At 67.6% G+C, this 12,172-nt stretch carries 12 protein-coding genes and 1 riboswitch; of the genes, 8 read left to right on the top strand and 4 right to left on the bottom strand.

The features are described from left to right. The first annotated feature begins 8 nt into the window (after positions 1-8). Positions 9-452, top strand: coding sequence for a Fur family transcriptional regulator (locus CJZ80_RS04640; protein ID WP_094510910.1), 444 nt, complete (start codon positions 9-11; stop codon positions 450-452). Positions 453-526: 74 nt separating this feature from the next. Here CJZ80_RS04640 and CJZ80_RS04635 read toward each other — a convergent pair whose 3' ends face one another. Both CJZ80_RS04635 and CJZ80_RS04630 read right to left on the bottom strand, forming a co-directional pair. Continuing rightward, positions 527-1,810, bottom strand: a complete 1,284-nt coding sequence (locus CJZ80_RS04635) for a di-heme oxidoredictase family protein (protein ID WP_233132808.1) — start codon at positions 1,808-1,810, stop codon at positions 527-529. 53 nt (positions 1,811-1,863) lie between these two features. Beyond that, complete coding sequence (locus CJZ80_RS04630) at positions 1,864-2,916, bottom strand: imelysin family protein (protein WP_094510908.1); 1,053 nt, start codon at positions 2,914-2,916, stop codon at positions 1,864-1,866. 247 nt (positions 2,917-3,163) lie between these two features. Between CJZ80_RS04630 and CJZ80_RS04625 the strand changes: the two genes are divergently transcribed. Together CJZ80_RS04625 and CJZ80_RS04620 are read left to right on the top strand one after the other, a co-directional pair. Then, positions 3,164-3,373 carry a hypothetical protein gene (locus CJZ80_RS04625; RefSeq protein WP_094510907.1) on the top strand — a complete coding sequence of 70 codons (210 nt, stop codon included), beginning with the start codon at positions 3,164-3,166 and terminating at the stop codon, positions 3,371-3,373. A gap of 157 nt (positions 3,374-3,530) precedes the next feature. Next, positions 3,531-5,126 (top strand): iron uptake porin, encoded by a 1,596-nt coding sequence (locus CJZ80_RS04620; protein ID WP_094510906.1) that lies wholly within the window; start codon positions 3,531-3,533, stop codon positions 5,124-5,126. A 106-nt stretch (positions 5,127-5,232) separates the two neighbouring features. Here CJZ80_RS04620 and CJZ80_RS04615 read toward each other — a convergent pair whose 3' ends face one another. Beyond that, positions 5,233-5,541: a chaperone modulator CbpM gene (locus CJZ80_RS04615; RefSeq protein ID WP_094510905.1), complete on the bottom strand. Its 309-nt coding sequence runs from the start codon at positions 5,539-5,541 to the stop codon at positions 5,233-5,235. Continuing rightward, positions 5,534-6,532 carry a DnaJ C-terminal domain-containing protein gene (locus CJZ80_RS04610; RefSeq protein WP_094510904.1) on the bottom strand — a complete coding sequence of 333 codons (999 nt, stop codon included), beginning with the start codon at positions 6,530-6,532 and terminating at the stop codon, positions 5,534-5,536. Before CJZ80_RS04610 ends, CJZ80_RS04615 begins: the two co-directional genes overlap by 8 nt. 242 nt (positions 6,533-6,774) lie before the next feature. On the opposite strand from CJZ80_RS04610, the gene CJZ80_RS04605 reads away from it, so the two are divergent. From CJZ80_RS04605 to CJZ80_RS04590, 5 genes are all read left to right on the top strand, one after another. Further along, positions 6,775-8,067, top strand: a complete 1,293-nt coding sequence (locus CJZ80_RS04605; RefSeq protein ID WP_094510903.1) for a GTP-binding protein — start codon at positions 6,775-6,777, stop codon at positions 8,065-8,067. A gap of 80 nt (positions 8,068-8,147) precedes the next feature. Next, positions 8,148-8,330: riboswitch (cobalamin riboswitch) on the top strand. 26 nt (positions 8,331-8,356) lie between these two features. Then, positions 8,357-8,980 carry a HupE/UreJ family protein gene (locus tag CJZ80_RS04600; RefSeq protein WP_094511065.1) on the top strand — a complete coding sequence of 208 codons (624 nt, stop codon included), beginning with the start codon at positions 8,357-8,359 and terminating at the stop codon, positions 8,978-8,980. A 77-nt stretch (positions 8,981-9,057) separates the two neighbouring features. Further along, the gene (locus CJZ80_RS15425) at positions 9,058-9,201 is read left to right on the top strand and encodes a hypothetical protein (protein ID WP_198948234.1); all 144 of its coding nucleotides are present in this window, start codon (positions 9,058-9,060) and stop codon (positions 9,199-9,201) included. A 315-nt stretch (positions 9,202-9,516) separates the two neighbouring features. Next, entirely contained in the window at positions 9,517-10,569 is a 1,053-nt protein-coding gene (locus CJZ80_RS04595; protein ID WP_094510902.1) for an extracellular solute-binding protein, read from the top strand. A gap of 62 nt (positions 10,570-10,631) precedes the next feature. Next, the gene (locus CJZ80_RS04590) at positions 10,632-12,149 is read left to right on the top strand and encodes an iron ABC transporter permease (RefSeq protein WP_094511064.1); all 1,518 of its coding nucleotides are present in this window, start codon (positions 10,632-10,634) and stop codon (positions 12,147-12,149) included. Positions 12,150-12,172 lie beyond the last annotated feature (23 nt).

Here is a 12,172-nt window from a genome sequence, read left to right as displayed (position 1 = left end):
TCCTGGCCATGGCTTCCGAGGCAGCCGTTCCTGTTTCGCAGAACGAGAGCCCGCTGAAGCAGAGCCCGCTCAACGCCAAACAGAGCCATCTGCTCGATCAGCTGCAGGCCGCCGGCCACGAGCTTTCCGGCCAGGACCTGCATGCCCGGCTGCGCGGCACGCCCCATGGCATGGGCCTGGCCACGGTGTACCGGCACCTGCGCCAGCTGCAGCAGCGCGGGCTGGTTCGTTGCCGCCATCTGCCCAGTGGCGAAGCCCTCTACGCCCCCACCGAACGGGACGAGCACCATCTCACCTGCGTCGATTGCGGCCGCACCCTGCCGCTGCGGGCCTGCCCCATGCACGACGTCCACCTGCAACCCCAGCAGCTGGACGGCTTCCGGCTGCTGTTCCACACCCTGGAGTTCTTCGGCATCTGCCCCAGCTGCCAGGCCCGCCACGACGCTTCCTGATCACCGCGCGGAAGGCCCGGCATGAAAGGCGGCTCTGCCACACCGTCACAGCGCCGCCTTGCCAAACCCAGGGTTCACAACTGCGCCAACCAGGCCAGCAGTTCTCGGCGAGCCTGCACGGACAGCTGTTCGTAGCGCAACCGCGAGGTTTCTGCTTCCCCTCCATGCCACAGGATCGCTTCTTCAAGCGTGCGGGCCCGACCGTCGTGGAGGAAACCGGCCGAGGCGTTCACCCGCTGCGTCAGGCCCAACCCCCAGAGCGGCGCGGTGCGCCATTCGCTCCCTGCCGCCCCCTGCTCCGCTACCCCGTCATCAAGGCCGGGGCCCAGGTCGTGGAGCAGTAGATCCGTATAGGGCCAGATCGTCTGGCCTTGCAGCACCTGCGCCACCGCCTGCGGAGAGCGGCCGGTGATCAGCTGGGGCACGTGGCAGCTGGCGCATTGCAGCGAGTCGAACAGCTCCTGCCCCCGCCGCACCACTCGGCTGGAGGCCGGCAGGGCGGTGCGAGGCGCTCCCAGGGTCTGGCTGTAGAAGGTCACCAGGGTCAGCTCCTTGTCGCTGATATCAGCCGCTTGCCCAGCGGCAGCCTTGCCGGAGCCAGGCGCGACCGCTGTGGTCAGGCCCATGTCATTGAGAAAGGCGGCGGTGGTCTGCTCGCGCACGGAAGCTGCCAGGGCCTTCCAGCCGAAGCGTCCCAGCCGCCGCTGACCGGAGTCAGCCACCAACCAGTGGGGACGGCCGGAAATGCCGTCGCCATCGTCGTCGTCGGCATCGGCGCGGCCCAGGATCACCGTCTCCGGCACTGCCTCCAGCAGACCCATGCCGATCAGCGGCGGCGCCACACGTAAGGAGCGGGCCACGCTGGCGGCCGCCAGATCAACGCCTTCCGGCCCTTTGAGGTGCACCAACGGCCGCCGCAGGCCCCCCTGCGCTTGCCATTCCACCTGTACAGCCGCATCGGGCCGCCAGCCCAACACCGCCCGGTCCCTCACCTGATGACCGAGGCCCGGCACGGGCCGGCCATCCGGAAGGGCCACCCGCACCAACGCTTCTCCCATCAGCGGTCGGCCGCGGCCGTTGCGCACATGGCAGGCGATGCAGGAGGCGGCATTGAACCGGGGGCCCAGGCCAGCACCGGGGGATCCGGCCAGAGGCACATGGGTGCGATCGAACAGCACATCGGAGATCAGATGGCGGTCGAGTTCGGCGGGGCTGAGGCCGGCGGCCGGTTGCTCAAAGGAAGCCGATGTGCGGTTGGCCACCGTCATCACTCCGGCGGCCCGCTGCGGATCAGTCGCCGCCACCTTGGGTTGCAGCCGGATGGCCAGCACCACCAGCAAGGCCAGCAGGCCCAGCATCATTGGCAGCACCAACCGCCACATCGGCGGCCTCTTGCAACAGTGGCGAGCCATCAGGACAGTAGGTGTGCCGACCGTTCCAGCAGTTTTGCGGTGCTGTGCAGCTGGGTGATCAGCTGCTGCATCGCCTGACGGGAGGAGGGATCAGCGAGGGCGTCGTTGAGCGGCTGGGGCAGGGCCTTGGCCATCGCCACCGCGGCGGCGCTCTGGGCGTCGATCTGGCTGGCCAGCTCCAGATCGCGCCCGCGGATCAGGCCAAGCAGCCCTGTAGCCAGTAGCACCCGCCGGGCTCCTTCCACGTTGGCCACCAGATCCGCTCGGGTGTTGCCGCTGGCGGCACTTTCCAGGGTGTGGGGATCGCGTGTGTTGAGTGGTTGGCCAAGCTTTTCATCGCCCCCCTCCTGGAGCAGGCCGATCACTCCCTGCAGCATCTCCTGCACCGCTGCGCCGGCTTCGCCAGGACTGCTGATCCGTGCCCCGAAGCCCTGCGGCTCCGACCAGCTGGCCAGCAGTCCTTCCGCCTGGTTGTGAAGATCAGCGGCCGCCAGACCCAGGTAGACGAGTTCGTTGGCGCTCAGTTGCTCTGCACTGGGAGGGCTGCCGGTTCGCCCGCCGTAGATCACCCATTCGATGCCGTGGAACCCCTTGGCGGTTTCACTGAGCGTGGCGAAGGTTTCGGGGCTGAAGCGTCCACTGCTCAGAGCAGTCGCGAGGTCCTTGCGGTTCACCGGCCAGTCGTCCATGGCCCCGTCGAAACCCTCCGTGGCGGCGGGGCCGAATGCCCAGCTCTCGCTGGTTTCCCAGGTCTGGCGGGCCGCCAGCCAGGCCTGGCGGGTCGACTGGAGATGGGCCTCGGTGGGTTTGTCCGTGAGGAGCCGGATGGCGTCCTGCAGAGCAGCTGTCTGCTTCACGAGCTGCGCATAGTTGGGCGTGACCACCGTCTCCACGAAGGACGTCACCACTGCCTGTTCTGTCGGAACCGCCTGATCCGTCGGCACAGCTGTGACGGAGTTGGTGCTGGGAATGCTGCAGGCACTCAGGGTGAGGCCCAGCCAAAGCGGCAGGCTCAGAGCGAGGCGGCGACACCGGAGCTGGATGTGCGTCATGGTCTGCGGCTGACAGCTGTCGGCACTGTCCCCCGGCTGCCTTGCAGCGCAGGGCCCATTGGCCACCCACCGGTGTGATGGTTGGCACCGGGTTCCGCATCCAGCACAAAGGGCCAGTGGCCGCAGGCCTGCCGGTCTTGGCACTGACGCCAGCGGAGCCTGTCACCAAAGACACCCGGCTCTGTGCCCGGGGGATGCCATCCGCTCCTCAGCCCGCACAATCTGTCTCCATTGGCCCTGATGCCCCATGCCCGGATCCCGCCTCAGCCTTTCATTCATCGCCGGGGTGCTAATCGCCGCGTCCACGGGTTGTGGATTCATCCCTGGCTTTCTGGTGCCTCAGAACCCGGGCCGCGACGACGCCAGCGAAGAGCGAGACAGCCGCGATGACAGCGACGACGACCGTGATGGGGGCGAGAAACGCAAAGGAAACGATGACGACGATGGCGATGACTGAGACAGCAGTCGCTGATTCGCACAGTGGTTGCGGGGACGGAATCAGCAGCGGATACCCCAAGGCTGGACTGGTCGGCAGGGCAACCGGCCACGATCAGTCCTGAGATCTTTGATAACGATTATCTTTTTCGCATCATTCACCTTGCCCCCAGCCCTCCATGACCCAGCCTCTGCTTCGCCTGATCGTTCCTGGCGCCCTCTCTCTGCTGGCGCCGCTGGCCCCCGTTGGCGCCAGCGCGGCGGAGCTCAACCTGGAGGGCATCCAGCGCTATGCCGCTGGCCAGGCCGCCGATGGCCTCAGCGCCGATCAGGTCACCAGCATCAATCAGTTTTCTGATGTTCAGCCCACCGAGTGGGCCTACCAGGCGCTCTCCAACCTGATCGAGCGCTACGGCTGCGTCGCCGGCTACCCCGACGGCACTTTTCGCGGCAAGCAGGCCCTCAGCCGCTGGGAAGCCGCCGCCCTGCTCAATGCCTGCCTCGATCGCATCACCGAGGTGACCGACGAGCTGCGCCGCCTGCTCAAGGAATTCGATGCTGAACTGGCCGTGCTCAAGGGCCGGGTTGATGGCCTCGAAGCCAAAGTCGGCGAGCTGGAAGCCAGCCAGTTCTCCACCACCACCAAGCTGAGCGGCCAGGCCACCTTCGTGCTCGGGGCGAATGCCTTCGGCGGCAGTGCTCCAAGAGGGGCGGTCCGCCAGGAGGTGGGCGCCACCACCTTCAACTACGACCTCCAGCTCAGCTTCGACACCAGCTTCAGCGGCAAGGATCTGTTGCGCACGATCCTGCGGGCCGGCAATTTCGCCGACAGCGCCTTCGGCGGCGCCGGCCCCACCGGCGGCCTCTCCACCCTGGAAGTGGCGTTCCAGGAGGATTGCGGCGACAACGCCGACTGCGGCGATGTGGTGGCGATCGACAAGCTCTTCTATCAATTCCCGCTCGGCAGCGGCTTCACCGCCACCCTCGGTGGCCGCGTCGGTCAGGAAGACATGCTCGCTCTGTGGCCGAGCGTGTACCCCAGCGACACGATCCTGAACGTGCTCACCCTCAACGGTGCACCGGCGGCTTACAACAAGAACCTCGGCCCCGGCGCCGGCCTCTGGTGGCAGAACGATGGCTTCAGTGTGAGCGCCAACTACGTGGCCGCCAACGGCAACGGCGGCAATCCGAGCGAGGGCGGCATCGGCACCAGCGCCAGCGCCGGTACCGGCACCGTGCAGATCGGTTACGCGCAGGAGCAATGGGCCGTGGCTGCGATCTACAGCTATATCCAGTCAGGGGTGGGGGTGCCCGGCACCACGCCCATCACCGCCCTCGCCTTCGAGAACCCCAGCAGCAGCACCAATGCCATCGGCCTCAGCGGCTACTGGCAACCCGCCGGCTCCGGCTGGCTGCCCTCGATCAGTGCCGGCTGGGGCATCAACTCCACGTCGTACGACGGCCAGGAGGTGGATGGCGATGTGCGCACCAGTCAGTCGTGGATGGTGGGGCTGGAGTGGAGCGATGTGTTCGTGAAAGGGAACGCCCTCGGCATGGCCGTGGGCCAGCCGGTCTTCGCCACGGCCCTCGAAGGCAGCGATTACCCCAACGACGGCAATGTCGTGTGGGAGTGGTGGTACAAGTTCCAGGTGAGCGACAACATCTCCGTGACGCCCGCCCTCTTCTATCTCAGCCGGCCCCTGGGCCAGGACACCCCCTCCGGCGAGACCTTCAACCAATTGGGTGGCCTGGTGAAAACCACCTTCCGGTTCTGATCCGGGGGTTTGGAGGCTGTGAGCTGACTCTGTGTTCAGGATGGCCGTTCTGGTCTGATGCACTGGCTAGCGACGCGCGCCATGGAGTGGCTGCAGCGGCCCCATCTCAGCGCGGCAGCTGGCACTCCAGTTCCCGCAGCCGCGCTTCCAGTGCCTCGATGCGTTCGAGGTAGGTGAGGGCCAGGGCCATGCCGGGCACGTTGAGGCCGAAGTCGTCGCGCAGGCGGGCGGCGCGGCGGGCCAGCGTGAGGGTGCGGGCGTGGAAGCACCAGGACGTGCCCGTGCCGGTGAGTTGGAACACGCCGAACTGGACCAGTTCACTCACCTCTTCATGGGCAAGGCCAGAGGCCGCCAGCAACTCCTCGAGCGCCACCGGGCTGTCGTCGTCGGCGGGAATCAGCGGATCGTCAGCCATGGGTGGCGGCTCCTTCGAACGATGGACGGGGGTTGAACGCGGAGGCTTCGGCCAGCTCGCGGTAGAGCTCCCGTTCGCGATCACCGATCTGCTCCGGCATCACGATCTGGATCACACCGTAAAGATCGCCGGCGCCCTCCTTGCGCCGTGGCAGACCCTTGCCCGCCAGCCGCAGCTTCTGGCCGTTGCGCATGCCCGGCCGCACGGTCACCCGCGCTGTGCCAGCGAGCGTGGGCAGCTCGATCTCAGCGCCCAGTGCTGCCTCCCAGGGGGCGATCGGCAGCTCCAGGTAGAGGTCGTGGCCCACGGGGCGAAACCGGGGGTGTGGCTTGAGCCGGATCTCCAGAAACAGATCACCGGCCGGGCCGCCGCCGTGGCCGGGGCCCCCACGGCCCGGCACCCGCAGGCGCTCGCCATCGGCCACACCGCGTGGAACCCGGATCGTGCCGGAGCGGGGCTCCCGCGCCATGCCGCCGTCGGCGCGGCGGCTGGGAACGCTGAGCGTGAACGCCACCTCGGTGCCCTGGGCCGCCTGCTCCAGCGTCAGTTCCGTGGTCACCTCCAGGTCCTGGCCGCGGACCGGGAAGCCGCCAGCCTGTTGGCCGAAACCGCCGGAGCTACCGAAACCGCCACCGAACCCACCGGCGCCGCCAGAAACGCCAAAGCCCATCTGCTCGAACAGATCGGCCAGATCCACGTCCTGACCGGCCGGCTGGCCGCCCTCCCGCCGGAAGCGGCTCTCCCAGTCGGGCGGTGGGCTGAAGTCCTCCCCGCTGCCATGGCGGCCCAGGTCGTCGTAGGCCTGGCGCTTCTCGGGATCGGAAAGGGTCTGGTAGGCCTCGCTGATCTCCTTGAAGCGCTCCTCGGCACCGGGCTCCTTGGCCACGTCCGGGTGGGTGCGGCGGGCCAGCCGCCGGTAGGCCTTCTTGATCGCGTCGCCATCGGCGTCGCGCTCCAGCTCCAGGGCGGCGTAGTAGTCCTTGAACTTCATCGTCGCCGGGCCTCCGAACAGAGCTGCGCCTGGAGGGTGGCCGCCTGTGGGGGCGGCCCGCACGGGGCTCCTCCCAACCCTGCCACGCCCAGCCGTGATCGCGCCGCGTCAGGCGTAGAAGCGGCAGCCTCCTGGCCGCGCCCTGGCCGCTTGCCAGCCTGCAAACGGCCGCATCAGCGAGCCAGCTCGCAGAGGCCAGGCGCCAGACTGGCGGGATCAGCTCCGCCCTGGCCGCCATCGCCATGACCAGCACCGCCAGTGATCTCCACGCCACCGATCTCCGCGCCGACGGCCCTGCGACGGTGCCCATCCCCGCCATGGCGGAGGCCGGCATCACCAGCCTGCCGGTGACGATCCTCACCGGCTTTCTCGGCGCCGGCAAAACCACCCTGCTGAATCACATCCTCAGCAACCAGGACGGCATCAAGACCGCCGTCCTGGTGAATGAGTTCGGTGAGATCGGCATCGACAACGACCTGATCATCGCCACCGGCGACGACATGGTGGAGCTGAGCAACGGTTGCATCTGCTGCTCGATCAACGGCGAACTGCTGGAGGCGGTGGAGCGCATCCTCGATCGCCCCGATCCGGTCGACTACCTGGTGGTGGAAACCACCGGCCTCGCCGATCCGCTGCCGGTGGCGATGACCTTCCTCGGCAGCGAGCTGCGCGACACCACCCGGCTCGATTCGATCATCACCTTGATCGATGCGGAGAACTTTGACGAGTCCACCATGGCGAGCGAGGTGGGGCGCGCCCAGGTGATTTATGGCGACATCCTGCTGCTCAACAAGACCGATCTGGTGGCGGAGGAGCGGCTGGTGGAGGTGGAATCACGTTTGCGCGAGCTGAAGAAGGACGCGCGCATCCTGCGCTCGGTCAGCGGGCAGGTGCCGCTGCCGTTGCTGCTGAGCGTGGGGCTGTTCGAGTCCGATCGGGTGGTGGCGGACCAGGCCGGCGAGGCCAAGGCGCACAGCCACGACCACGGCCATGACCACGATCACGATCACGGCCACAGCCATGCCCACAGCGCCGGCGCGGCCGAGGGTGCCGCCGCAACCCACGCCACTGCCGCTGACCACACCGCTGACCACAGCGCCTGCGACCACGACCATGGCCAGTGCGTCCACGACCACGTCCACGACCACAGCAGCCATGGCCATGACCACAGCCACGATCACGATCACGCCCATGGCGACGGCGTCCATGCCGCCGACCATCTGGCGATCGAAGGCTTCACCTCGCTCTCCTTCGCTGCCGAGGGGCCGTTCTCGTTGCGCAAGTTCCAGAACTTCCTCGACAACCAGATGCCGGCCGGGGTGTTCCGGGCCAAGGGAATCCTCTGGTTCAGCGAAAGCGAGCGGCGCCATGTGTTCCACCTGGCGGGCAAGCGCTTCTCGATCGACGACACCGACTGGAAAGGACCGCGCAAGAACCAGCTGGTGCTGATCGGCAAGGAGCTCGATCACGACAAGCTGCGCCGTCAGCTGCGGGCCTGCGTCGCCAGCGGTGCGGCCGGCAAGGGCTTTTCCTGACGCTCTTCGCCAGACAGCCCTTCAACCTGAGGCCCCGCATCCAAAGGTTGCCGTTGAACTCCCGGGCGGCAGGGCTGGCTTCATACTGACCCCGCAGTGGTTTGCCGGTGCGCACCCCGGTGAGGCAACGAGGAAAGTCCGGTGCCAGCATCACCCTTGTCCGAAGGCGTGGTGGTCACTCCGGCGCTGTCCCGCAGCTGTGATGGGCCCCATCAACAGGTGGGCCCTCAGCCAGAACGCTCGCCCCTGCTCCTCCCCCTTCAATCCCCGGCGCGGACCGGAGTTCACCATGCCCTTCGCTTCCCTCAAGTCCTCGTCAGGCCGAGATCTGGTGCTGGCCGGCTGCGCCGGTCTTGGCCTCAGCCTGCTGGGCACCCTGCCCGCCTCCGCCCACGGCCTGGCCGGAGCCGGCCTGGCGGGTGGCTTCAGCCATCCCCTCACCGGCCTCGACCACCTCTTCCTGCTGGTGGGCGTGGGTGCGGCCTCGTCGTTCGTGAGTGCCCAGCTCCTGCTGTTCGCCCTGGCCGGTGCCGTGATCGGGGCGTTCTTCGGTGTCAGCGGCGGCGGCCTGCCCGTGGCTGAGCTGCTGGCGGCACTGGCGGTTTCGGGTCTGGGTGTGCTGATCCTGATGAGCCGCCGCTCTGGCCACCCTCCTTCCATTCCTGCGGCCGGCACCGTGGTGACGGTGGCGGTGGCGATCCACGCGATGCTGCACGGCCATGAAGCCAGCGGTGCCAGCAGCTGGTGGGCGGGAGCCCTGCTGGCCTCCGGCCTCACCGTGGGGGTCACGTTCCTGTTGCTGCGCCGGCTCGGCACCGCCTGGACCGTGCGTCTTGCCGTTCTGCTCACCGTGGTGGGTGCGCTGCTGGCCCTGGGGCCGATCGGTCTGCTCGCCGGCGCCGGCGCCGCCTGAGCTGAGCACCAATCGCAGTCATCGACACAGTCAGCCCTCAGGTTCTGGCTAACGTTGCTGGATACCGGTTGGGTGCCATGGTCGAACTTCTGCTTTTCACCGGCGTCATCGCCCTGTTCGGCCTGGCCTTCTGGCTCACCACCGACTCCGACGACGACAATTCCGGCGGCGGTCTGATGCAGCCGGCTCTCGTTCCAGTCCGGGTCCGCCCCAGCCGCTGAACGCTTCCCTCTATCTCGCCCTCAGCGATCGTCAGCCCTGCTGATGGTCGCTTTTTCTTTGGGTTGCCTTGCCTGCGGGGAATCTGTCTGGCTTGCCATTCCACAGGGCAGAGCCCGCTTCTCATGCCCCAGCCACGACAGACAAGCGGCCTGAGCGGTTCTCGTTCCTGGTTGTTTCCCCCATCCACTGATCCAACGGTCTTTCTTCGGGTCACATTTGTTACTTCCGGTCGCACCCTTTCGACGTGGGTAGCTAAACCCTGATTCCTACGCTCCAGATGTTGCATTCGCGCCATCGGGCGCTCCATCTCCTGGATGAAACGGATCTCTTCCGCCACCGTGAGGCTGGCTGCTGCCGGTCTCACGGTTGTTTCGATCGCCACCGCCGTTGGTGCCGGCCTGGCGCAACAGGCGCCCAACCGCAAACCCGTTGAAATCGGGGTGTACTCGGGCCGCCACTACAACACGGACAAAGAGCTCTACCGCCAGTTCACCGCCCGCACAGGCATCAAGGTGAACGTGCTGGAAGCCAAGGACGACGCCATCATCGAGCGCCTCAAGAGTGAAGGTCGCAACAGCCCGGCCGATGTGCTCGTGCTGGTGGATGCCGCCCGCCTCGACACCGCCACCGACCAAGGCCTGTTCCAGCCCAGCCGCTCCGCAGCCCTGCAGCGCGATGTGCCCGCCAACCTGCGCGACTCCCAGGGGCGCTGGTACGGCCTCACCCGCCGGGTGCGCGCGGTGGTGGTCAACCCGAAGCTGGTGAATCCCGCCACGATTCGCACCTACGCCGATCTGGCCAAGCCAGCCCTGAAAGGCAAGCTCTGCCTGCGCGACCGCAAGAGCCCCTACAACCAGTCGTTGGTGGCCAGCCAGATGATCCTGCGCGGCGACGCGACCGCACGCAACTGGGTGCGCGGCATGGTGGCCAACGTGAAGCAGCCGTTTTTCACCTCGGATACCCCCCTGGCCCGTGCCGTCGCCCGGGGTGAGTGCGCGGTTGGCGTCGTCAACTCGTACTACGTGGCCCGCATGCTTTCGGGCGAAGGTGGCGCCGAGGACAAGCGCCTGGCTGAGCAGCTCCGGGTGGTCTACGTGAATCCCTCCCACGTCAACATCAGTGGTGCCGGCGTCACGCGCCATGCCAAGAATCCCCAGGCTGCGCTCAGGCTGATCGAGTTTCTGGCCTCCCCCACCGGTGGCCGCGGCTACGCCGAAGCCAACAACGAGTACCCGCTCAAGGGCGTGGGTGACAATCCCATCCTCAAGCGCTTCGGTACCTTCAGGGCGGATGGCGTCTCGGTCGAGCAGATCGGAGCACGGAGCAGGGCCGCTACCCGGATGATGGAAACCAACGGCTGGAAGTAGGACACCGAATGGCGGCACTGGCAACAGCCGAACGCGCACCAGCTGTCAAGGGCGCACCGCCGATGCGGCGCGCCTCCCTCACGGCAGCGGTTGTGCTGGTCTCAGCCCTGGCCCTGTTGCCGGTGCTGGTGCTGGTGGGCTATGCCCTGCTGGCCCCCGGCTCCAGCACCCTCCAGCTGGGTGCCGAGGGCGTTGAGCAGGTGGTCAACACTGTGGGGCTTGTGATCGGTGTCGGCATGATCGGCGCCCTGGTGGGCACGGCCAACGGCTGGCTCACGGCCTGTTGCCTCTTCCCCGGCCGGCGCTGGCTGCGCCTGGCGCAGGTGCTTCCTCTGGCGGCCCCTGCGTTTGTGCTGGCTGCCGTGCTCGTCGATCTCGGCAGCCGCTGGGGCTTCCGCTTTCACGGCATCGGCTGGGCGGTGCTGCTGCTCAGCCTCACCACTTACACCTATGTGTTCCTGCTCTCCACCGAGAGCTTCTCGATGAGCGGCCACCGCCAGCTGGAGGCCTGCCGCAGCCTGGGAGTTGGTCCGTGGGGCAGCTTTCGGCGGGTGGCGCTGCCACTGGCCCTGCCCTCGATCGGTGCCGGCGTTGCCCTCAGCGGCATGGAGGTGGTGAATGAACTGGGCGCGGTCGAACTGCTCGGCGTGCCCACCCTGTCGCGCGGGATCCTGCAGCGCTGGCAGGGTGAAGGGGATCTGCAGGGAGCCGTGGGGCTGGCCCTGATCGCCCTGGTGATGGTGAGTCTGCTGGTGGGAGCCGAACGCTGGTTACGCCAGCGCAGCCGCCGCTGGAACATGGGCCATGACGGCACCAGCTCCCTGCAGTGGCACCTGAGCGGTTGGCGGTCCTGTGCGGCCCAGCTGCTCACCCTGGTCCCGCCGCTGATCAGCCTGGCGATTCCGCTCACCTGGCTGGTGATGAGCCGCGACCACCTGCAGAGCGATTCACCCGAGGAGCTGGTGGCGCTCACATTGCGCAGCCTTGGCCTGGCCCTTGCCGCTGCCCTGGTGACGGTGGTGGCGGCGGTGGTGCTGGCGATCGCCCGCCGCTGGATCCCCCAGCCCTTCCTGCGTCAGCTCACCTTCACGGCGGGCATGGGCTACGCGATCCCCGGCACGGTGCTGGCCCTGGCCCTGATGCTGATCGGCGGCCCGCTCGGCCTCAGCCCGCTGCTCCTGTTGCTCTGGGGCTACAGCGATCGTTTTCTGGCCGTCTCCAAGGGGGGCCTTGATGCTGCTCTGGAGCGGATTCCGCCCAGCGTGGATGAAGCGGCCACCGGCCTCGGCTGCAGCTGGACCCAGGTGCTGCGGCGTGTGCATCTGCCCCTGCTGAAAGGCCCGCTGCTGGTCGGTGCGCTGCTGGTTTTCGTCGATACGGTCAAGGAGCTGCCGCTCACCTTCTCCCTGCGCCCCTTCGATTTCGACACCCTGGCAGTGCGCGTTTATCAGTACGCCGGTGATGAACGGGTGTCGTCCGCGCTGGTGCCGGCGCTGCTGATCGTGGCTCTGGGCCTGGTGGCGGCGGTGGCGCTGATGCCCAGCCTCGAACGGCTCGGTTCCGGTCAAGACCGGGGCTGAAACGCCAGTCCAGAGCTGGGCTC

Source organism: Synechococcus sp. MW101C3 (genome assembly GCF_002252635.1).
Taxonomy (GTDB): Bacteria; Cyanobacteriota; Cyanobacteriia; order PCC-6307; family Cyanobiaceae; genus MW101C3.
This window is presented reverse-complemented; position numbering and strand designations above follow the sequence as displayed.